We start from the raw sequence: 21,127 nt of genomic DNA on the forward strand, positions 1-21,127 counted from the left end.
GGGCAGGAGGCACGGCACGCAACCGGGGCCTATCCGGCCCGGGTCAACGTCTGCCTTTCCGCTCGGCGCATGCCGTCTCCTTGGTGGCGCGGCCACCGGACCGAGCGGGGCGGGAGGGGAAGCGGCCGAACCCGGTGCTCTTGCCGCACCGGATGTGGTCCTCGACGGTGGCATGCCCGCGGTGGCGGACCTCCAGGAACTGGGCGGAGCCACCACCAGAGTACGGGGTGTCGGTGAGGAACACCTGGTGTCGCAGGCCCTCGTCCTGGTCGAACAGGGACAGCTGGGCGCCGGGGTGCGGCCGCTCTCGGCGCACGATGATGCGGGTGCCGGCCGGGTAGCCGTCCAGATCGACCATGCCGGTCAGCTCGGCGACCGCGGCGCCACCACGCAGAGTCCCGTCCTGGTCCAGGGCGGGATGCCAGAGGCCATCGGGCATGGCCCGGACAGCGCGGCGGACCGGCTCGGTGACGGCGTATCCGACCGAGAAGAAGGTGCGGATTCCTCGTTTCCGCACGTCTCGGACGTGGGCGAGGAAGGCTTTCGCGGATCCGGCACTGTCGGTGCGGATCAGGATGTCGGTGCCGTGCCGGTCGGCGTCGGGGATCTGCGCGAGTGCCTGGTCGAGCACCGTGATGTGGTCGGCGGCGGTGTTCGCGCCAGCGTTCCCGGGCCGCAGCCGGCCGGACAGTGCCTCGCCGGTGTTGGCCAGGAAGCACAACAGCGGGTGGAAGCCGAAACCGCCCTTATAGGTGGGTGCGGCCTGCTCTTTCTCGGAGTGGCAGGTGATCAGCGTGGCGTCGAGGTCCAGGACCAGCCCGGGCAGAATGCGTCCCGCGGCACGGGCTGCGGGAATGCCCTCGCCCTGTTCGGCGGCCTGCAGCCAGGCGACTTCCCGGGCCTGGGCACGGGCCGAGCGCAGAGAAGACAGTGCCCTCTCATCGGTGTCGGCGAGCAGCCGCCAGGCCGTAGGGGGCGAGGCGACCGAACCGAACACTCCTGCTTGGTCGCGCAGTACGGCCAGATCGGCAATGGCTTCTCCGCCGTCGGCGAGCATCCCCGCCAGGTCGGTGGCGATCCGGCCCGGATCATGCCCGGTCCCGCGCGGCCGCAGCGGCCCGAGCGCGGTGGAGTACGCGGCGGTGAGCCCGGGTCGCCCCAGCGAGATCCGCGAGCAACCGCGCCCCGGCATGACCGACCACCCCCGAACCGTCAGCGGAGATCAGGAGCTTGGGACGCGAACCGATACCCTGCACGCAGAAAGTGCCTTCCTCTGACGACGACAAGTCCCCTCGACGAGGTCCATCGTCCCAGCTCAGAAGGCACTTTCGTGTTCTCGGCCATCAACTCGTCCCGTCTCAAACGAAACAGCGAGGCTAACCGGCGGTAGGCGCGCCATGGCCGGCGCGTGATCACGGGGCCTACCGCGGCCCCTGGGCCGGGCCTCCGGTCGACCCGTGCCCCTCGTCTTCGCGCCGGTCGACGAGGATGACCGCCACATCGTCCACCAGGCGGCCCTGAGTGTGGCGAAGCAATGCCTGGCGCAAGCCCTCTAGGAACGCCTGCCGGGTGTGGTCGCGCATGGTCACCATGGCCTCGGGCAAGTCGAAGAAGGTGCTGTCCCGGTCGCGGGCCTCGATGACGCCGTCGGTGCACAACAGCAGCCGGTCCCCCGGTGCGAACGGATAGCTGTCGGTCCGCCCGGGAGGACCGCTGATGAATTCCTCAAGACCGAGCGGCGGCAGGGGGGCGGTGGGCATCAAGGACCGGACCGTGCCGTTGCGCAGCAGCAGCAGCGGCGGCGGATGGCCCCGGTTGATCACCTCAACGCGGTGGCCGTCCGGGATCTGGGCCACGAGAGCGGTGACAAATCCCTCGAGAAGGGCGTCGTCACCGCCGGCCGCGCCCGCGCCCACGCCCGCGACGACGGCGTCCCGCCGCAGGGCCGCTCCGCAGTGGTTGATGACCTCCACCAGGTCGTCCTCGTAGTGCACGGCCTCCCGGAATGCGCCCAGCACAACCGCGGCGGCCCGTACGGCGGGCAGTCCCTTGCCCCGGACGTCCCCGACGATCATCCGGACTCCGTACCGGGTCTGGACCGCGTCGTACAGATCTCCGCCGATCTGCGCGCCCGTCTCAGCGGCCAGGTACATGCTGGCCGCCCGTACGGGGCCCAGCCGGTCCAGCACCGGCCGCAGCAGGACCTCCTGGGCGGCCGTGGCGATCCGGCGGAGCTGGTTGAGCTCGTTCTCCCGGCGCGTGCGCGCGGCGCGGCTCGTCATGAAGCTCGCCACCGAGACCAGGAACAAGGCGAGGAAGTTCGTGTAGACCTGCTGGCCACCCCAGGCATGGTTGTAGGTGGCGGTGGTCACGCTGACGCCGACGGCCACTACCGTCGCCGCGAGCGTACCCTTGGGACCCATCGTCACCGCCGCCAGAGCGGGTGTCGCAACCAGCAGGGGGCCGGTATACACGACGTGCGCCGGCGTGAGCTCGACGAGGAGCACCAGCAGGGCGACCGCGAAGGGCAGGCACTCTGCGAGGGCGAAAAGGACCTGGTGGTGGCCGCCAGCTCCCGGTCCCGGGGGCGAGCGCAAAGGCGCTCTCATGAGTACAGCCTGCCTCGCCCGGACGCATGGCCGCCACTCCGGTTCACCGGTCTCCGTGGGCGTCTGGTCGCTGCCGGAACAGGGTACGGGTAGAGCATCACGCTGGCCTCGGTCCGGGAGCGGCTGCGCCAGCCGTCCAACGCCGGGCGCCCTCCTGCCCCGGCGTTGGAGCCACCGATGGTGGCCGGCAAACGTCGCCGACTGCCGGGTGAGTGACTCCCGGCCCGGCGAGATGGCCAGCGGCGAGCACGACCGGGACTGTCCAAGCGGTCCTTCCCCCCGGTTCTGCCGGTAGGCGGACGAGGCGTGGCTGGTGTACTGGCCGCCTCGGTTGGAAGCCTCGTCCTGAGCCAGGCGCGCACCGGCCGAGCTCGGCCGGTGCGCGGCCTTCGTGTTCGCTGGCGGTGTGATCCGCGAACCGGGCGGGCGGACTTCGAGCTCGGGGCCGAGACGTGGTCTTCAATGCGTTGGACGTAGGCGCCCACGGGCTGCGCTTCACGGAACCGTCCGGGACTCGGGGCTGACTGACACCGCGCTCGTCGGCTGCCCTCCTGGCATCGTTACCGACCCGCACAGCGGTGGGCTCGAAGTAAAGGCGAGACAGCCCAAAACAGGTCCTGCCGGCGCTCCAGCGCCGCCCCTGTTGCCCGATGGCGATCAGCGCCAGGACGGTCTCGGGCGACGTGGTGGCGAGCGTCGCGCAAATATGAAGGGCCGGGTGACTGGCGGCGCGGACAGCGAGGCCGCGTCCGCTACCCGGAGGGCCCGGTGCGGAGAAGGCGTGATGACTGCTTCGCCCGGATCCCGCCCGCGCCCCCCACGCGCCGCGCCACACCCTCGCTCTGCGAAGGGGCGCCCGGATCGCTACTATTCGACCGTCGCTCCCCGATGCCGACGGCCCAAAGAGGTTAGAAAATGGAGTATGAGCGACCTCCTTGGACATTTCCGGCGTCGGCTGCTCGGCTCGACCACGAGCTCTTCCTCTCCCCCTCGGCGTCCCCGCGCAGGACACCACCAGGAGCATCAGGAGCACGCCCAGCCCCCCAAGGGAGGGGCGCGGCGGCCGCAGCGTCTGTCCTCCCTACTGAGCGTGCGCAGCGTGGCTGGCGAGGTGTTCCTCCTGCAGCTGGCCGTCGTGGTGCTTCTCGTCGCCGCCGCGGTGGTGGCGCTCGTGGTGCAGGCCCAGAGCGCCGGCATGCTGGACGCCCGGCACCGTACGCTCGCCGCCGCCGGAACGTTCGCGGAATCTCCGGGAATCGTCGCGGCTCTGCGCAGCCCCCATCCGAGCGCAGTGCTACAGCCGAGCGCCGAGGCGGCCCGGAAGATTGCCGGGGTCGACGGCATCAACGTGTACACGCTCGACGGGGTCACCCTCACCCACAGCGACCCGGAACAGATCGGGAAACACGTCGTCGGCCCCTTTGCCGGGGCGGCGGCCGGCAAGTCCTTCACCGAGACGTTCGAAGGGTCCTTGGGGCGGTCCGTGGTCTCGGTGGTCCCCGTCAAGGACTCCGACGGCTCCGTCATCGCCATCGTCTCCTCCCCGGTCACGGTCCAGAACGTCCAGAGCATGGTGAACCGGCAGCTGCCGGTCGTCCTCGGCAGCGCAGCCGCGGTGCTCGCCCTGTCCGCGGGCGGGACGGCTCTGGTGAGCCGTCGGCTGCTGCGCCGGACCCACGGCCTGGGACCGGCCGAGATGACGAGGATGTACGAGCACCACGACGCGGTGCTGCACGCGGTGCGAGAGGGCGTACTGATCGTCGGCGGCGGCGGACGGCTGCTGCTGGCCAATGACGAGGCGCGGCGGCTGCTGGATCTGCCGGTGGACGCTGAAGGGCTCCCCGTCAAGGACCTGGGTATGGAGGAGGGGATCGCCGATCCGATCGCATCGGGCCGTTCCGCGACCGACGAGCTGCACATGGCAGCCGATCGGCTGCTGGCCGTGAACATCCGGCCCACCGCCCCCTACGGGAAAGCCGGGACCGTCGTCACGCTGCGGGACACCACCGAGCTGCGGGCACTCTCCGGCAGGGCCGAGGTGGCCCGCGAACGGCTGAAATTGCTCTACGACGCGGGGGTGCAGGTCGGAACGACGCTGAACGTGGAGCGCACCGCGGAGGAACTGGCGGAGGTGGCGGTCCCGCGGTTCGCCGACGTGGTCACCGTCGACCTGCTGGACCCGGTACTGCGCGGCGAGGAGCCGCCCGAAGCGAGGACCGAGATGCGCCGCACTGCCGTCGTCGGCCTTCAGGGCGACCACCCTCTCTCCCCCGTCGGCGAGCTGATCCGGTTCACTCCCACCGGTCCCGTGGCCGCCGGGCTGGCCGGCGGCCATGCGGTCCTGGAGGCGGACCTGCGCGCCACCCACCGCTGGCGGGCCCAGGACCAGGCCAACGCCCTGCAGATCCTGGACCGCGGCATCCGCTCCCTGATCGTCGTGCCCCTGCGGGCCCGCGGCGTGGTGCTGGGGATGGCCGGCTACTGGCGGGGGCAGGACTCCCCGCCGTTCGACGAGGAGGATGTGTCCTTCGCCGAGGAACTGACCGCCCGGGCGGCACTGTCCGTCGACAATGCCCGCCGTTACACCCGCGAGCACGCCATGGCCGTCACCCTGCAGCGCAGCCTGCTGCCCCGGAGCGTACCGGAGCAGTCCGCCGTCGAGGTCGCGCACCGCTATCTGGCCGCCCAGGCCGGGGTGGGTGGTGACTGGTTCGATGTCATCCCGCTGCCCGGCGCCCGAGTGGCCCTGGTGGTCGGCGACGTCGTCGGCCACGGTCTCCACGCCGCCGCCACCATGGGCCGCCTGCGCACCGCCGTGTACAACTTTTCCACCCTCGACCTGCCCCCGGACGAACTCCTGAGCCACCTGGACGAGCTGGTCGCCCACATCGACATCGATGAGCAGGAGTGGCAGGGGATCACCGGAGCCACCTGCCTGTGCGCCATCTACGATCCCGTCTCGGGGCAGGTGACGGCCGCCACCGCCGGGCATCCGGGCCCCGCTCTGGTCCGCCCCGACGGAACCGTGTCCTTCCCCGAGGTGCCGGTCTCCCCGCCGCTGGGCCTGGGCGCGGGTCTGCCCATGGAGACCATGACGGCCACCCTGCCCGAAGGCTCCCGGCTGGCACTCTTCACCGACGGGCTGATCGAGAGCCGCGACCGCGATCCGGACGCGGGCCTGGCAGCGCTGCGCGCCGCTCTGGCCGGGCCCGCCCGCACCCCGGAGGAAACCTGCACCGTGGTGATCGACGCGATGCTGCCCACCAGGCCCAGCGACGACGTCGCGCTGCTGGTGGCCCGCACCCGCCGACTGGACCCCGCGCGGATCGCCGAGTGGGACGTGCCCCTCGACCCTGCGGCGGTGTCCCCGGTGCGCAACGCCTGCGCCCGCCGACTGGCGGACTGGGGCCTGGAGGACATCGCCTTCACCACGGAACTCATCCTCAGCGAGCTGATAACCAACGCCATCCGCTACGGCACCGAGCCCATCGGGGTGAGGCTGCTGTACGACCGCAGCCTGATCTGCGAGGTCTCCGACGGGTCCAGCACCTCCCCGCACCTGCGCCGGGCCGAGGCCACCGACGAGGACGGCCGTGGCCTGTTCCTCATCGCGCAGTTCGCCGAGCGCTGGGGCACCCGCTACACGGCTCGCGGCAAGATCATCTGGAGCGAGCAGGCCCTCCACGACGGGGCCGCCCCGCCCGGGATGGATCTGGGGGAGGCGCTCCTGGCTGAGTGGGACGACGAGGCGTACTGAGAATGCGCCGGTACTGCAGCCGCAGGGAAGACAGCGGACACCACCGGCTGGGACTGCGCTGCCGAGGCCGCCGAACGTACGCTGGCCTCGATCAGTACGCGACCGCCCGTTATGGAGCCTTTGTGCCCGCACCCCGTCTCCGGACAGCGTCCGTCGCCGCCTGCCTGGCCCTCGCGGCGGCGCCCCTCGGCGCCTGCGGAGACAAGCCCACCGCCGCGCCCAGAGCACCCGCGGTGGCCACCTCCGCCGCGGACGCCGGCGGCATGGCAGCACTGACCACAGCGGCGAAGAAAGAGGGCTCGCTCAACACGATCGCGCTCCCGAGCGACTGGGCCAACTACGGCGCACTGATCGACGGCTTCGAGAAGAAGTACGGGATCAAGGTCATGGTGGAGAACCCGGAAGGTACCAGCCAGGACGAGATCAACGCTCTGAAGGAGCACAGGGGCGAAGGCCGCGCCCCTGACGTGATCGACGTGGGGGGCTCGTTCGCGCAGTCCGCGGCCCGGCAGGGCCTGCTCGCTCCGTACAAGGTCGCCGCGTACGACCAGATCCCCAAGGAACAGAAGGACCCGCAGGCCCGCTGGTACAACAACTACGGCGGCTATATCTCGATCGGCTGTGACGCCAAGCGCGTCAAGACCTGCCCCTCGACCTTCGCTGATCTGCGCAAGCCGGAGTACAAGGGCCAGGTCGCGCTCAACGGCGACCCCGCCAGATCCGGCTCCGCCTTCGCCGGAGTCTATGCGGCGGCCCTGGCGAACGGGGGTTCCTTCGGCGACATCCAGCCCGGTATCGACTTCTTCGCCGAGCTCAGCAAGAACGGCAACTTCATCCCGGTCGAATCCTCAGCGACTACGATCGCGAAGGGCCAGACCCCGATCAGCCTCGACTGGGACTTCCTCAACCTCGGATACGCCGACGAATTCCGCGAGAAGGGCGCTGACGTCGACTGGCGGACCGCCATCCCCTTCGACGGCAGCTTCGCCGAGTACTACGCGAACGGGGTGAACAAAGACGCCCCACACCCCGCGGCGGCACGTCTGTGGCAGGAGTACGTCTTCACCCCGGAAGGCCAGAACATCCGGCTCGGCGCCTATGCACGCCCCGTCCTCATGGACGCCATGGAAAAGGACGGCACCCTCGACAAGGCCGCCGCGGAGAAACTGCCGACGGTCGAAGGCACGCCGACGTTTCCGACGAAGGCACAGACGGAGAAGGCGAGAGGGACCGTCAACCGCGGCTGGGCCGAGGCCGTCTCGGGCTGAGGACCGGGGGCGGTCCTGGCCAGGCGTGCGCCCGCCCGTCCGGGCCTCACACCGGTGGCCACGGCACGCGCGGCCGCTGTCCGGCCCAACTGCAGGCCATGCTCACCGTTTGACGATCAGATCGAGGACCTCGGCGTGGAGACCACCGGGCCGAACACCTCGCGCTGGTCCCGCAGAACGGCCAGATCCGCGATCGCCTCGCCACCGTCGGCGAGCATCACTGCGAGATCGGTGGCGATCCGGCCCGGGTCATGGCCGGTGCCGCGCGGCCGAAGCGGCCGGAGCACGGTGGAATACGCCGCCGTCAGCCCGGTCGCTTCGGCGAGGTCCGCCAGCAAACGTGCTCCGGCGTGCCCGACCACCCCCGACCCGTCAGTGGACACCACAAGCCGGGGCCGCGAACCGATATCCTTCACGCAGAAAGTGCCTTCCTCTGGCGACGACAGAACCCCTAGACAAGGTCCATCGTCCCAGCTCAGGAAGTCCCGCCCGATGTCACCTGGGGCGCCCCGTGCGGCGCTGGGCAAGAGCGGTGCGCGCCTGGCGTTCGTCGAGGAGGAGGCCGAACTCTTCCCGGGCGACGCGCTGGACGTCCTTGACGGTCGCGGCCCGGCCGCCGGGACTGCGGGTGTGGGCGAGTTCGGCAGCGCCCCGGGCGAGCAGCTGTTCGCGGTCGTGCTGCGGGTACCGGTCGGTCGTGTAGGCGGCAAGTACCCGCTTCCACAGTCCACTCACCAGTCTTCCTCTCCCGACCCCGGCTCCACGGGGCCTGTGACTGCCTGTTCGGCGGCACCAGCGTTCTCGTCTTCGCTGTCGGCGGGCCTCAGCCCGTACGGCCCTCGCTCACCAGGGCGTCTGGCCCCCACTGCCGCCGGGCCCTTGCGGCGGGACTCCTGCCAGATCACTTCGCCCCTACCCTCCAGTCCACGGTGGAACACGACCAGCCCCATTCTTGGAGTGTTGTACAGCTCACCGGCCGACCGCAGGAGAAGGCTCCCATTGGCGAGGCGCGTCCGTGCTGCCGTTTCATCCCGCCGAATCCGTGACCCAAAACTGATCAGCAGAGTTGAGCCGGGCGACGCGGGCGAACCTACGGATTCGGACTGCTCGCTTCGGGGGCCCCGACAACCGCGCCTGGCCCGGGGCCCCACCCACGCCCAGCGGTTCCGGTGCTCGGCGAAATACTCCCCCGGTCGCACACGCGGCCCGTCACACCTCTCGGAGCGGGTGTCGGTGGGCCTGGACGGCGCGTCAAAGGGTGCTCCTGGGCCGCGTCGCTGCCCGGCACCCCGAATCCCCCCGCCGGCCTATGCCGATTCGCCCCAACGGACGCCATGCCTTCTCATGGAAGCAGCATGCGGACAAGGCCCCACACGCCGCCGGCGCAGAAAGGCGCGCCGATGCACGAGATGCGCGCGGAGTCGACCATCGGCACGGGCGAACTGATCTGGCATGTCATCCGCAAGGACCTGACCACCAGCTCCCTGTGCGGGCGCTTCCTGGACCCTGCCTCCCCAGCCGCACCGCTCACCGAGAACGAAGCTACCGAACGGTACTGCTCCTCCTGCATGACGGCCTTCGTCGCAGCAGTACAAGACCAGCGGCATTGACCGGCAGACGTGCGGCCGGCCCCAGCTCCTCGCCCACCCGGAGACGTGCGGACGGCCTTCGTATCCCCGCCCCCAGGCGATCGCCAAGACGCCACGACGACCAGCGCCCACCCTCATCCGGATGTGGGGGTCCGGCTGTACCGGCCGGTACAGCGTGGTGCAGGGACGGGGGAGGGATGGCCCCGCACCACGCTGTTCTGCCGGGTGCCCCCGAGGGCGCCTGCCAGCAGCATGCCCCACCCCCGAAAGGTCCCCCCGACCGAAACGGCAGCGCCCGCCACGCTTCACCCGGCCGGGCCCGTGACGCAGGGTTCACCACCGCAGTTGAGCCGGGCGACGCGCGCAACCCTTGGGATTCCATTGCTCGCGTTCCCGGGGCCTCGAAACCGCGCCTCGGCTCGGGGCCCCCAATCCAGCCTCATGCTAGTGTCCTGCGCCAGAGATCCGTTGGCAGAAGCGGGCGAGTGAGTCGAGGATTTCTTCGGCTGTCTTGGTCCAGGTGAACGGGGTCGGGTTCTCGTTCCACTGCTTGACCCAGGCCCGGATGTCGGCTTCCAGGGAGCGCACACTCTTGTGGGCGCCGCGGCGGATCTTCTGGTCGGCGAGGAAGCCGAACCACCGCTCCACCTGGTTGATCCAGGAGGAGCCGGTAGGTGTGAAGTGCAGGTGGAAACGTGGGTGTTTGGCCAGCCATGCTTTGATGGCTGGGGTCTTGTGGGTGCCATAGTTGTCACAGATCAAGTGGACCTGCAGGTGCCCAGGAACCTCTTTATCGATCTTGGCGAGGAACTTCTTGAACTCCGCTGCCCGGTGCCTGCGGTGCAGGGAGGTGATGACTTCTCCGGTCGCGACGTCGAAGGCTGCGAACAAGGTGGTCAGACCGTTGCGGACGTAGTCATGGGTGCGGCGCTCGGGCATGCCCGGCATCATCGGTAGTACCGGCTGGGAGCGGTCCAGCGCCTGGATCTGCGACTTCTCGTCCACCGACAGCACCACCGCGCCTTCGGGCGGGTTGAAATACAGCCCCACCACGTCGTAGACCTTCTCCACGAACAGCGGATCCGTCGACAGTTTGAAGGTGTCGGTCAGATGCGGCTTGAGCTGGAACTTCCGCCAGATCCGGCCCACGGTCGACTTCGACAGACCGCTGCGGTCGGCCATCGATGACCGCGACCAGTGAGTGGCGTTCTTCGGGATCTCCTCCAACGTGCTGACCACGACCGCCTCCACCTGGTCGACGCTGATGGTGGGCGGCCGGCCCGGCCGGGGCTCGTCCACCAACCCGTCCAGCCGGGCGGTCAGAAACCGGCGGCGCCACTTGCGGACCGTGTCCGCCGCGATACGTAACTCCCGCGCCACCACGACAATCGGTGGAACATCAGCGCCGGCACACGCCAGCACAATGCGGGCCCGCAACGCCACTGCCTGCGCGGACGACGCCCGCCGGGCCCAACGCTCCAACACCACACGCTCATCGGGCGACAATAACAACGGTTCCAACTTCGGGCCACGACGTGGCACCGGCACATCTGCAGAAGCAGTCATAGACAAACTAACGATCAACTACTGGCGCAGGACACTAGTGCCGCATCAGGCAACGTTCGCCCTGTCGACCACGGCCCGTAGCCGTTGATCGTCGGCATGACGGTTCCGCCAGATGATGTAGCGACGGATGATGCTGCCCTGCTCCTTGTGGCTGGCGTGGTCGGTGCCGTCGAGGGTGAAGTAGCGCAGGGCGGTGAACTGGGCCTCGATGCGGTTCAGCCACGAGCTGTTCGTCGGCGTGTAGGCGAACTCGACGTTGTTGGCCGCGGCCCAGTCGCCGACCCGGTTGTCCTTCTTCGTGGTCAGGTGCGGGGAGAAGTTGTCAAGCACGATCGCGATGCGGATCTCCGGCGGATAGAGGCTGCGCAGGTAGCGGCAGAACTCCAGGAACCTCGTCCGGTTCTTCTTCGGTTTGATGTGGCCGTAGAGCTTGTCTTTGCCGAGGTCGTAGGCGGCGAACAGGTGCCTGACCCCGTGCGGGCGGGTGTAGGTCGCCCGCCTGCGGGGCCTCGGCTCCCGGTCGGGGTCCTTGTGCCGTCCTCCGCGCTCGGCCCACTGTCGGCCGGGGTGGGGCTGGAGGTTGAGCGGGCCGAACTCGTCCAGGCATAAGACGATTTCGGGTTCGCCGTCCTCGGGTATGACCTCGCCGTCGGCGATCGAGTAGAGGTGCTCGACGCGGGCTTTCTTGGTGGCGTAGTCGGGATCGCGGGAGGTCTTCCAGGTCTTTATGCGTTGAAACGACACGCCCTCCTCGCGGAGCAGAACCCGAAGGCCCTCGTGGCTGATGTCGTCGACCACCCCCTCGGCGACCAGGAAGTCGGCCAGCTTGGCCAGGCTCCAGGTCGAGAACGGCAGACCGTGCTCGGCCGGCCGGGACTTGGCGATCTTCTTGATCTCACGCCGCTCGGGCAGGGTGAATGTCCTGGGCCGACCGCCTTTGTACTTCGGGTAGAGGGAGTCGAAGCCGTCGGCGTTGAAGTTGTGGATCACATCCCGGACCCGGTCCGCGCTGGTGAACGTCACCTCGGCGATCTTCTCCGCGGACATGCCCTGCGCGGACAGCAGCACCATCTGTGCCCGCCGCCACGTCACCACCGACCCGCTGCCCCGACGGATAATCCGCAGCAGGCGCTGTCCCTCGTCGTCATCGATCTCGCGGACGCGTACTCGCTCAGCCACCAGCACAGCTTCCCTGCCGCGCGCTGCCAGCGAGTGTCATTCCGTCGGCGTGCCGATCCGAAGCCGGTTGCTGTCAGGGTCGCGCAGCTCAATCTCACGCGCCCACGGAGCGTCCTTTGCCTGCACACCGAACTCGGAAGCGATTACGTCGACATCACGAACGCGTAGGTAGACCAACGTGTCGGGACGGGCGTCGCCCTTGTGCTCCGACAAGAACAAGCGCACCCCGCCCCGGGCGACCTCGACGAACGCAGGAAGTCCCGGTTCGAAACGGTGTTCCCATTGCTTGGCGAAGCCCAGCCGCTCGTACCAAGCGACCGCCGCCGTAGCGTCCTCGACGCGAAGAATAGGGATGACTTCCTCGTCCATAGAGTTATCGTCGCAGACCGCCCAGGGCGAACGTTGCCTGATGCGGCACTAGTTGCGCTGTTCCGTGCCGCGTCGGCGTAGGGAGGTTCCGGACTCAGTGAGGATGCCGTGCACGAAGCCGTAGCTGCGGGAGCTTGCTTCGGCGATCTTGCGAATGGACTCGCCGGCCTCGTAGCGGCTCTTGTACTCGGCCGTGATCTTGTCGCGATCCGATCCCGTAACTCGCTTCGGCATGATGGCAAACCCCTCGTGTAACGCCGGTTCGTGGGGTGATGATCGTAGAGGTGCGGCGGGCGGCGCGGGGTCGGTTCCAGCCAGCCTTGGACGGCTGTACTGCAGGACCGCCTGCCGCCCCTTTCGTGGCACGGGGCCGCCACCTACTGGGCACTTCCTCGCGAGCCTGACGCACCACCGCACTCTTGGTCGTTGGGCGCGGACTCGCCCTCAGGCGTCAGCCCTGTGCCGGGAGGTGGAGGGCGAGCCACGCAGTTCTTCATTGATGCGCGCGGCTTCTTCGAGCTGGTCCTCGAGGATGACGATGCGGCAGGCCGCGTCGATCGGGGTACCGGCATCGACGAGTTCGCGGGCGCGGGCGGCGATGCGTAGTTGATAGCGCGAGTAGCGGCGGTGGCCGCCGTCGGAGCGCAGCGGGGTGACGAGTCGGGCTTCGCCGACGGCTCTCAGGAAGGCGGGGGTGGCGCCGATCATCTCGGCGGCCCGGCCCATGGTGTAGGCGGGGTAATCGTCGTCGTCGAGACGGCTGAACGAGTTGTCTGCGGTCATCGCACCTCTCTGTGGAACACGCTGGAGGGGCCCTGGTGCCGTACTGGCACCAGGGCCCCGAAGGAACTGCTACACCATCTGCCGGCCCTCATACTGCGCCGGCCTTTTGTTTCCGCTAACCCGACCAGGATGCTGTCGGGGGTGCGGGGATCGCGGTTGCTTGACCGGAGACCACCTCACTATCGGATGTCCTGCGGTACCCGGGCTCAAGACTTCCGCCCGGGCGATCCTGATGGCGCCCTGTTCCTCCGTTCTTCCCTCTGGGATCAACTACTTACCAAACGGGGTACTGCTGGTACTGCCAGGTACTACTGGTACCGCGTATTGCTGGTGATGCGAACTTCTCAGTGGCCTGCCACAGCGCCACCCCTTCGGCAGCCAGCCCCGTCGCCCGTCCTGCGTCTGCTCTGGCTTAGAACCCCACTGCCGAACCTCCCGGTGCGCGCGCCCGCAGCCGACGCCTTCACCGAGGTGCTGCTCTGCGGTACTACTCACGGCGGCCCCTGATCACTGCGGGCCACCCGGTCCGGTCGTCAGTCCCGTCACCGTCCTACAACAACCCTGGCTTCGAAACTCCACCACCGCACCGCACTACGAACTACAACCAACTACGTGTACTGCGGCCCGGCAGTTCATCTCTGCCAAGCCCTGCGGTCTCTCTGAGCTACGAGAGAAACCATAACCACACCACCGAGCAATGTCTACTCCAGCCGACATAGATTTACGCGTGTCCGACAGAGAGGTAATCGCCCCCGACAGCCAGGTAGACCAGGGCGGCGGCGAACACCACGATGCCGATGCACTAGGCGCATCGGGGTGAACCCGCTGCTGCCGACTCACCCCCGCCGAATCCGTGATCCGAGGCCGTGTTCCTCTTCCCGGGGCCCGCACGGCGAGGCCAGCCAGCTCCTACACCCCGGCGCGGCAGCAGTCCTCGTTGCGGGCGTTCAGCCATGCGTGCTCTGGTACGTGGGGCCGCCAGGGGCGAGGAACCGTGCGCCGACGTTGTCCATCGGGTTGAGGTAGACCAGCGCGGTGAACCAGGGCGCGGCCTTGCGCGGGTGCTTGATGCGCAGCAGTGAGGCGTAGGCGAACAGGATGCGGTGGGCGGGCCGGTTGTCCGTTTCCCCGTAGAGCATGACGTCTCTAAAGGGGTGGGGCAGGGACTGCTGGAGGACGCAGACGCCGGCGGCCGCCCAGGCGAGGGCGCGGGTGAGGTCGCCGGTGACGCGCTGGAGGCCGGGGGTGCCGTCTTCGGCGTCGGTGAAGTCGTCTTCGTCTTCCAGGCCTGCGTACTCGTAGGCGAAGGTGGCGTAGGCGTCCAGATCGCGGGGGTGCAGCAGGCGGCCGCCGATCGTCACGCTGGCCTTCTCATGCGCATGCTCGTGCTCTTCGTCGGACTCCTCGTGCGGGGTCCAGACCCGCTCCATCTTCCACTCCCGCCGCGGCGGCAGCTTCGCGATCTTCTTCTCCAGCGGGGACATGCCGCCCGGCTCATCGGTGTAGTCGGCGTAGAAGTCGGCCGAGTCGAACAGGTACGCCTGCGACTCCGGCGCCCACGCGAGCAGCGGCCGGTCCAGCTTCGACAGCGCCTCCACGGTCAGCTTCCCCGTCGGCGCCAGCCACGGCATCACGCCTTCCAGCGCATCCTTGACTTCCTTCTTGTCCAGCCCCATCCACATGGCAGCCAGTCTGCCCGAACTGATGGCCCTCACGGATCAGGAAGGGCGAGGTTCCATCAGGACGGGCGAGAGCTCAGCCAGCGTCGAAGCCGAAGTGCTCCAGGAGTTCGCGACACTGGCGGCGGAGCGCTCGAGCCGCTCTCATTCCCGGGGGGAAACCCGGGGGTAACTAGTGTGCTCGGCGCGGTCGTCGCCTACCACCCGTACCTCGCTGCCCCGTCCGTACCGGCCGGGCTGGAACAGGGCTGGCCACTGCTGGTCTTCGGGCCTGGCTGGTCGCCTGCCTCACGGTCCTGTCGCCGCTGTGCACCGGCGCCGCGCCCTGCACGGCTGGATGTCATGGTGTTCTTCACCGCGGTGGCCGTCGACCTGTGCATCAGCCACGCCCCCAAGACCCTGCCCGGCATCGCCGTCGCCGCCCTGCCCCCGATCGCTGCCCTGGCCTGCTTCCACCAGCACCGGCCAGATCGCGCTCATCCGCACACGCCACGCGCTACTCCCCCACCCATGCGTACAAGTGACCGGCCGGTGGCCTCCCCGTCGGAACCGCGGGGGACCACCGGCCGGTGCGTGCGCAGACGGCCGCTTCTATATAGGGTCGATATTCTCGCTCCCCCTGCTGCCCTGCTGCCTGCTCTGTTCCTTGAGCCGGCGCGCCTCTTCCTTCAGCCGCTGGCGCTTCTCCGGGTCGGCGGCACGCTCCGCAGCCTCTTCTATCTCCTGCACCTTGGCGCGCAACTGCTGGGCACGGCCACCGGACTCATCCGCAACGCTCATGATCACTCACTCCATCGTGTTGGCCGACCGGAAAGGCCGGGCCACACCAGCCAAACAGCGCGAGCCCGCCCGCGCATCTGGACAACGCCATGTGGGTCGCTGCCCAGGGGCGGGTTCAGGGACCGCGGGCGTTCAAGCGGATGCGGCCGGCTTCTGCTCGATGAACAGCCATGCCGGGAGCAATGCCCCACCGGGCCAGCGCACCCGCCTCGGCCTCGGCAACGTGGCGGGCCCGCCAGCGAGGTGCTCCGATGCAGTTGGGCTTCATGGAGTGGAGCCTGGCCTGGGCTATCGGCCGCCGCGGCTGTTGTAGACGGTGACGTGCAGTTCGCTCATCGCGGCAGCGGCCCGTCGGGCGTCCTGTGCCTGGTCGATGGCTCCCGCAGGCGGCTGCCGACACCTGGACCTCGTGTTGCATACCCTCGTAGGGGAGAGTCGATAGGCGACCTCCCGGCGCGCCTTACGCTCCTGGTCAGTCACCCGCTCGGGGTGAGCGGGCACATCGCCGCCTGGTACATGCTCAGACTGGCGAGCACGATGTCGGCAAGACCTTCCGCGCGACCGTCAACCGGCGCGACCTCCCGGGCGGGCCGCAGTAGCGCCTGGAAGAAGCCGACGATCTGGCGGCGGGAGAGCAGCGCCCAGATTCCCGCACCGAGACCGCCGGCCCCGGCGAGGACGAGGGCCAGCCGCTGGCCGGACGCTACGAGGCCGAGCGTGGCCCCGGCCAATGTCCCGAACGTCACCATCAGACACGTGATCATCAGGTGCATGCGGATGGGGAGCGGGGGCGTCATGCCCAGCAGTGTGCGCAAAGCCACCGATGCTCCCGAGACCAGCCGAGAACCCAGTGGAATCAGGCTGGGCACGCGGCTGGGGCGGATACGAGTTGAGCCGGGCTTCGCGCGGCCCCTGGTTTCGGATCGCTCGCTCCGGGGCGCCGCACCTACAGGTGTAAGCGCGGAAGTCCGGACAGAGAGCTGGACCTACGGAACACGGACCCATCCCTTGGCCTGCATCGTTTCCGTTTCCCAGTCTTCGAAGAGCTGAGGCAGTTTCTCCACCGTCCTCTCCGGATCGAGGTGCCACCGGATGAAGGCACGTGCGGCGGGCCGGTCGGCGTCGCAGGCCGAGCACAGCTCCATCCACTCGCCGGTGATCAGCGGGCCGTGCCAGCGCAGCAGGAGGTCCCGGGAGCAGCGTGAACAAGACCGCTTGGGCCTCTCGTCGCGGTCGCCGGGATCCGTACGCGCGAACTGTTCGTCGGTGACCGGGTCGAGGGCTCCGTCAATGTTCGCGGAGCGCGAGAACGAGCCGTCGGGGCGTAGGTGATAGCGCCAGGTGAGAGACACGGTGGGGCCCCCTTCGGGGTGGGTTCGTGCGAAGCGCCACCATGCGTCCGACGACTGATCACCGTCAAGAGCTACGCCGTCGCCATGACGCCGACTCCCTTACGCGCCCGAAAGCGCCATGGCAGATTCTTCCGTGCTCGACCCTGGCCTTCTTGGCGGCTTGGCCGGGGTCGCGGGAGGTCTTCCAGGTCTTCACGCGTTGCAAGGAGAAGCCACCCTCGCGCCGGCGCCGGAGCCGTGCCATGTACCGAAGGGCCCCCGGCGCGGGATGTGTCCAGCGGTGGCTGTGTGGCCCACGAAGCCGTGGATCGCTCATCCGCCGGTCCGCCAGCGCCAGGTCCCGCCTCGGCAGACGAGCGCCGAGCCGCCCGCCCGCACATGCAGTACGTCCTGCGTCTGGTCCCACGTCATCCGAAGGACCTCGTCGTACGGCTCACCGCGCAGGACTCGCTTCCACAACGAGCCGGCCGGAGCCCGCGGCGTGCAGAGCTGCAGCGAGAACACGTCCGCCAGCACCAGCGTCACCGGTCCCAGCGGACGGTACGGCTCGCTCGGCGACTCGACGTACCCACCAGCGAAAGCGATCTCCGCCCGGACGGTCTCGCCCGAGGACAGCACGGTGAGCCGGAATCCCTCCGACTCGATGTCCATCTCCCCGATGCCCGGGATCCGCCAGCCGGTGATCTCCCGCCCGACCGGGCCGGACTCCTCCTCGAGCAACGGTGTGCACTCATGCCACATGGGACAAGCTTGCACCTCACGCACGCGGCTTCAGGAACTGGGCACTGGCCAACCCGGAGGGTTTCCGCCTCGTCTACGGCGATCCCGTCCCCGGCTACCGACCCCCCGAGGGCGGCGCCGCCCCACAAGCCGCCCACCGTGTCTGCACCGGCATCACGGCACTCGCGGCCGCAGCCTGGCCGCACGCCGCACCCCACCACTCTGACAGCGACTTCGAGTGGTCCGACTTCGACCCCGGCCTGCTGGACAAGGTCCGCCCGGCCTTCCCCGACCTGCCCCCGGCCGCCGTAGCCCTTGCCCTGCGCATCTGGAGCCACCTGCACGGCCTGGTGTCTCTGGAGATCTACGGCCATCTGCAGACCCACACCTCAGCCCCGAAAAGCTCTTCCGCGAAGAAATAGCCCAGCTCATCCGGTCCTTGGGCATCACACCGTGCCGTTGAGCACGTTGTTCACCGTGACCAGACCGGAGCAGTTGACAGTGTGGCCGGGACCGCCGCCCACGTTGGAGCAGGAGTAGGGGTGGGTGGTGGTGCGGGTCTGCTGGGCTGCTGCCGTCGCGATGGCCGCACCGGCCAGGGCCGCGGCGAGAGCGGTCGCGGTCGCGAAACGGGCGAGCTTCACAGTCGTCCTTAAGAATGGTTGGCGGTCCGGGAGGACCGGGTGTGGCTGACAGTTGTCTGCCGTTGATGGCTCCAGGAGACTGGCCGCCCGGTCCTCCGGGACGCTCCGACCACTGATTGAGAACTGCGGTCATCGCTGGTTAAGGACCTGTCGGCGGGGTGTTCTTCGGGCCATGAAAGTGCTGGTCACGGAGGAACAGGAGCGGCGCGGTTGACAACGCGGCATGCACGCATATGGGTCGGCATCGATGTCGGCAAGGGGCATCACTGGGCCGTGGCCATTGATGGCGACGGTGAGACGGTGTTCTCAACGAAGGTGATCAACGACGAGTCGCAGATCCTCGCCCTCATAGAGACCGCCCGTGAACGGGCTGACGACGTGCGGTGGGCGGTCGACATCTCTGGCCGTGCATCCACGCTGCTGCTGGCCCTGCTGTTCGCTCACAGCCAGCAGGTCGTCTACGTACCCGGCCGCACCGTCAACCGTATGTCCGGCGCCTACAAGGGGGAGGGCAAGACCGACGCCAAGGACGCCCGCGTCATCGCCGATCAGGCCCGCATGCGGCGGGACTTCGCCCCGTTGGACACACCGCCGGAGCTGGTGACCACACTGCGAGTGCTGACCCATCACCGGGCCGACCTGATCGCCGACCGCGTCCGACTGATCAACCGGCTCCGTGACCTCCTGGTCGGTATCTGCCCTGCTCTGGAACGGGCCTTCGACTACTCCTCGGCCAAGGGCCCGGTCGTGATGCTGACCGAGTACCAGACCCCGGCCGCCCTGCGCCGAATCGGCGTCAAAAGGCTGACCACCTGGCTGGAACGCCGCAAGGTCCGCGGTGCCGGTGATGTCGCGGGGAAGGCCGTGGAAGCCGCCCAGTCCCAACAGATCGCGCTGCCAGGCGAGAAAAGCGCCGCCAAGCTGGTCTGCGACCTCGCCCACCAGCTCCTGACCCTGGACGAGCGGATCAAGGACAACGACCGGGAGATTCGCGAGGTCTTCCGCGCCGACGACCGCGCCGAGATCATCGAATCCATGCCCGGCATGGGACCCATCCTCGGCGCCGAGTTCGTCGCTATCGTCGGCGACCTGTCCGGCTACCTCGATGCCGGCCGCCTGGCTTCCCACGCCGGGCTCGCCCCGGTGCCCCGCGACTCGGGGCGCCGCACCGGCAACCACCACCGGCCCAAACGCTACAACCGCCGTCTGCGCTGGCTGTTCTACATGTCCGCCCAGACCGCGATGATGCGGCCGGGACCATCGAGGGACTACTACCTCAAGAAGAGGGGCGAGGGGCTGCTGCACACCCAGGCCCTGCTTGCACTGGCCCGCCGACGCGTCGACGTGCTCTGAGCAATGCTGCGCGACAAGAGGCTGTTCACCCCCGTCCCGCCGGTCACGCAAACGGCTTGACACGATCATTGAGATTCTCCTTCACGATGGCCCACCCAGACCCGGACGGGCCGTGGGTGGACGGGGTTCCTGCGGGGACGACGGCCAAGTCTTCTCAGGCCTGCGGCATAGTCCAAGGGGCTATCCAGCCCGGGTCCCGGCGCAGCGGGTCCCGGGCGGTCCCAACACCCGATTCCGCAGACCACACCCGCATCGACAGCGTGACACCGCAACCACGAGCAGTCACTTTCCAGCTAAGTGCCGGACAGTCGAGAGCCCCTCCCCCAGCGCCTGCCAAGCAGGCCGAGCCCGTAAGGAGACAGCGCGACACCGGGTGAATACCGGCCGCGTTCCACCCTTCAACGACGTCCGAAACGCGCCCGGCACGGCGGCCGGGCGACCACATGCCTAAACCCGCCGACGCCTACGCAACAACGGACCGCCTCGACGGGTGCGCTATGCGCCGTAGCCGCAACCCAGGCCGGCCACGGCGCAGCGAGCCGCTGGTCTGCAGGCGGCGGCTGCATGGCCGCCGGACGTCCGCGCCGACTCCTTCACGCGGCTCGCCGACTACGAGTTGGCCTGCCAGCAGACGGCGGAGGAGCGGCTCTGAAAGGGCGGTCTGCCCGCTCTGCGGAAGCTGGCCGAGGCACAGTCCGAGCACTATCGCCGGGCGGCGGAGCTGCTCGTCGGATGGAAGCGACGAGCGCGGGCCCAACACACGGCTGACCCAACACGATGAGGGCCAGGCGCTCACGCGCGGCACGTTCCTGCAGCACAGCACGGTGCAGATGCCAGAGAGTCACGACAGGCAGCAGGCCGCCGAGCCGGGCGGCTGCACTCAGGTCTTCGACCGCCGCGGCCAGTTCCGCTCTCACCGGGTGCCGGGGTTCATCAGGGTGAGCGAATCGGTCAGCGACCTCTTGCAGGAGGTCGGCCAGTTCCGTGATGCCGGGGTCTTCCGGCACCTTCTTGCCCCACTGGGCGGCTGCGTCGCTGAGCTGCGCGACGCGCCCACAGCGCCTGGCCGCAAGCGCTCTCGATGAGACATTCCAATGGGTCACAGGGGCATCGTCTCGCACCACCAGGGGCGCTCCGCGCGTCCATGCTGAACTGCGTGTCAGGGGACGGAGAATCAACCGCAAGCGCGTCACCCGGCTGATGCGGAACAACCACATCGTCGGCCGGCACGTGCGGAAGAAGAAGCGTACGACGAGCGGACAGGGCCCGCGCCGCCCGTGCCTGACCTGGTGATGCGCGACTTCACCGCGGACACGCTGAACACCAGGTGGTGCGGCGACATCACTTACATACCCGTCGGCGTGTCGTGGCTCTGTCTCGCCACGGTGATCTACATCTGCTCGAGGAAGGTCACTCGTCCCATGAAACCCGGTGTCCACTCACGGGAATCAACCTCACGCCATACGCTGCCCACGACAG

At 68.8% G+C, this 21,127-nt stretch carries 18 protein-coding genes and 3 pseudogenes; 6 read left to right on the forward strand and 15 right to left on the reverse strand.

The window, feature by feature from the left end; genetic code table 11:
* Window positions 1-112: 112 nt before the first annotated feature.
* A pseudogene (locus AS594_RS40455) lies at window positions 113-1,286 on the reverse strand (IS1380 family transposase); the annotation flags it as partial.
* Between the two features lie 135 nt (window positions 1,287-1,421).
* On the reverse strand, window positions 1,422-2,609 hold the full coding sequence (locus AS594_RS00665; protein ID WP_069934901.1) for a PP2C family protein-serine/threonine phosphatase: 1,188 nt from the start codon (window positions 2,607-2,609) through the stop codon (window positions 1,422-1,424).
* A 1,090-nt stretch (window positions 2,610-3,699) separates the two neighbouring features.
* Here AS594_RS00665 and AS594_RS00670 point away from each other — a divergent pair.
* Both AS594_RS00670 and AS594_RS00675 read left to right on the forward strand, forming a co-directional pair.
* Complete coding sequence (locus AS594_RS00670; protein WP_069925151.1) at window positions 3,700-6,366, forward strand: SpoIIE family protein phosphatase; 2,667 nt, start codon at window positions 3,700-3,702, stop codon at window positions 6,364-6,366.
* Window positions 6,367-6,488: 122 nt separating this feature from the next.
* Entirely contained in the window at window positions 6,489-7,634 is a 1,146-nt protein-coding gene (locus AS594_RS00675) for an ABC transporter substrate-binding protein (protein ID WP_069925152.1), read from the forward strand.
* A gap of 131 nt (window positions 7,635-7,765) precedes the next feature.
* On the opposite strand, the pseudogene AS594_RS00680 reads toward AS594_RS00675, so the two are convergent.
* Both AS594_RS00680 and AS594_RS00685 read right to left on the reverse strand, forming a co-directional pair.
* Window positions 7,766-8,080 (reverse strand): annotated as a pseudogene (locus tag AS594_RS00680) (IS1380 family transposase); the annotation flags it as partial.
* 49 nt (window positions 8,081-8,129) lie between these two features.
* A complete protein-coding gene (locus AS594_RS00685; RefSeq protein WP_079148390.1) occupies window positions 8,130-8,369 on the reverse strand; it encodes a hypothetical protein in 240 nt (79 codons plus the stop codon).
* A 665-nt stretch (window positions 8,370-9,034) separates the two neighbouring features.
* On the opposite strand from AS594_RS00685, the gene AS594_RS00690 reads away from it, so the two are divergent.
* A complete protein-coding gene (locus AS594_RS00690) occupies window positions 9,035-9,244 on the forward strand; it encodes a hypothetical protein (RefSeq protein WP_069925154.1) in 210 nt (69 codons plus the stop codon).
* Between the two features lie 423 nt (window positions 9,245-9,667).
* Here the strand turns inward: AS594_RS00690 and AS594_RS00695 are convergent, their stop codons facing one another.
* The 10 genes from AS594_RS00695 to AS594_RS00740 form a co-directional block, all read right to left on the reverse strand.
* Complete coding sequence (locus tag AS594_RS00695; RefSeq protein ID WP_069774651.1) at window positions 9,668-10,789, reverse strand: IS630 family transposase; 1,122 nt, start codon at window positions 10,787-10,789, stop codon at window positions 9,668-9,670.
* 45 nt (window positions 10,790-10,834) lie between these two features.
* Entirely contained in the window at window positions 10,835-11,968 is a 1,134-nt protein-coding gene (locus AS594_RS00700) for an IS630 family transposase (RefSeq protein WP_176742703.1), read from the reverse strand.
* A 36-nt stretch (window positions 11,969-12,004) separates the two neighbouring features.
* Window positions 12,005-12,337: a glyoxalase superfamily protein gene (locus AS594_RS00705; RefSeq protein WP_069774802.1), complete on the reverse strand. Its 333-nt coding sequence runs from the start codon at window positions 12,335-12,337 to the stop codon at window positions 12,005-12,007.
* A 48-nt stretch (window positions 12,338-12,385) separates the two neighbouring features.
* Complete coding sequence (locus AS594_RS00710; RefSeq protein ID WP_069925157.1) at window positions 12,386-12,571, reverse strand: helix-turn-helix domain-containing protein; 186 nt, start codon at window positions 12,569-12,571, stop codon at window positions 12,386-12,388.
* 210 nt (window positions 12,572-12,781) lie between these two features.
* On the reverse strand, window positions 12,782-13,120 hold the full coding sequence (locus AS594_RS00715) for a MerR family transcriptional regulator (protein ID WP_069925158.1): 339 nt from the start codon (window positions 13,118-13,120) through the stop codon (window positions 12,782-12,784).
* A gap of 947 nt (window positions 13,121-14,067) precedes the next feature.
* Window positions 14,068-14,802, reverse strand: coding sequence for a hypothetical protein (locus AS594_RS00720; protein ID WP_069925159.1), 735 nt, complete (start codon window positions 14,800-14,802; stop codon window positions 14,068-14,070).
* 588 nt (window positions 14,803-15,390) lie between these two features.
* Window positions 15,391-15,579 (reverse strand): DUF6381 family protein, encoded by a 189-nt coding sequence (locus tag AS594_RS00725; protein ID WP_069930171.1) that lies wholly within the window; start codon window positions 15,577-15,579, stop codon window positions 15,391-15,393.
* A 476-nt stretch (window positions 15,580-16,055) separates the two neighbouring features.
* Entirely contained in the window at window positions 16,056-16,400 is a 345-nt protein-coding gene (locus AS594_RS00730; RefSeq protein WP_069934902.1) for a hypothetical protein, read from the reverse strand.
* A 165-nt stretch (window positions 16,401-16,565) separates the two neighbouring features.
* The gene (locus AS594_RS00735; protein WP_069925161.1) at window positions 16,566-16,931 is read right to left on the reverse strand and encodes a DUF6300 family protein; all 366 of its coding nucleotides are present in this window, start codon (window positions 16,929-16,931) and stop codon (window positions 16,566-16,568) included.
* A gap of 312 nt (window positions 16,932-17,243) precedes the next feature.
* Window positions 17,244-17,651, reverse strand: a complete 408-nt coding sequence (locus AS594_RS00740; protein WP_240508875.1) for a hypothetical protein — start codon at window positions 17,649-17,651, stop codon at window positions 17,244-17,246.
* Between the two features lie 2 nt (window positions 17,652-17,653).
* On the opposite strand from AS594_RS00740, the gene AS594_RS00745 reads away from it, so the two are divergent.
* Window positions 17,654-18,073 carry a TetR-like C-terminal domain-containing protein gene (locus tag AS594_RS00745; RefSeq protein ID WP_240508876.1) on the forward strand — a complete coding sequence of 140 codons (420 nt, stop codon included), beginning with the start codon at window positions 17,654-17,656 and terminating at the stop codon, window positions 18,071-18,073.
* Between the two features lie 24 nt (window positions 18,074-18,097).
* On the opposite strand, the gene AS594_RS00750 is transcribed toward AS594_RS00745, so the two are convergent.
* Window positions 18,098-18,295 (reverse strand): hypothetical protein, encoded by a 198-nt coding sequence (locus AS594_RS00750; protein ID WP_069925163.1) that lies wholly within the window; start codon window positions 18,293-18,295, stop codon window positions 18,098-18,100.
* A gap of 210 nt (window positions 18,296-18,505) precedes the next feature.
* Between AS594_RS00750 and AS594_RS00755 the strand changes: the two genes are divergently transcribed.
* Both AS594_RS00755 and AS594_RS42605 read left to right on the forward strand, forming a co-directional pair.
* A complete protein-coding gene (locus tag AS594_RS00755; protein ID WP_069934903.1) occupies window positions 18,506-19,648 on the forward strand; it encodes an IS110 family RNA-guided transposase in 1,143 nt (380 codons plus the stop codon).
* 1,116 nt (window positions 19,649-20,764) lie between these two features.
* A pseudogene (locus AS594_RS42605) lies at window positions 20,765-21,060 on the forward strand (IS3 family transposase); the annotation flags it as partial.
* Window positions 21,061-21,127: the final 67 nt, after the last annotated feature.

The sequence above is a fragment of the Streptomyces agglomeratus genome (assembly GCF_001746415.1).
GTDB lineage: Bacteria > Actinomycetota > Actinomycetes > Streptomycetales > Streptomycetaceae > Streptomyces > Streptomyces agglomeratus.

Excerpts from the sequence above, each read along its gene's own strand:
- AS594_RS00665 (WP_069934901.1), bottom strand. The coding sequence starts at position 2,609 with ATGAGAGCGCCTTTGCGCTCGCCCCCGGGACCGGGAGCTGGCGGCCAC.
- AS594_RS00690 (WP_069925154.1), top strand. The coding sequence starts at position 9,035 with ATGCACGAGATGCGCGCGGAGTCGACCATCGGCACGGGCGAACTGATC.
- AS594_RS00695 (WP_069774651.1), bottom strand. The coding sequence starts at position 10,789 with ATGACTGCTTCTGCAGATGTGCCGGTGCCACGTCGTGGCCCGAAGTTG.
- AS594_RS00705 (WP_069774802.1), bottom strand. The coding sequence starts at position 12,337 with ATGGACGAGGAAGTCATCCCTATTCTTCGCGTCGAGGACGCTACGGCG.
- AS594_RS00710 (WP_069925157.1), bottom strand. The coding sequence starts at position 12,571 with ATGCCGAAGCGAGTTACGGGATCGGATCGCGACAAGATCACGGCCGAG.
- AS594_RS00715 (WP_069925158.1), bottom strand. The coding sequence starts at position 13,120 with ATGACCGCAGACAACTCGTTCAGCCGTCTCGACGACGACGATTACCCC.
- AS594_RS00720 (WP_069925159.1), bottom strand. The coding sequence starts at position 14,802 with ATGTGGATGGGGCTGGACAAGAAGGAAGTCAAGGATGCGCTGGAAGGC.
- AS594_RS00725 (WP_069930171.1), bottom strand. The coding sequence starts at position 15,579 with ATGAGCGTTGCGGATGAGTCCGGTGGCCGTGCCCAGCAGTTGCGCGCC.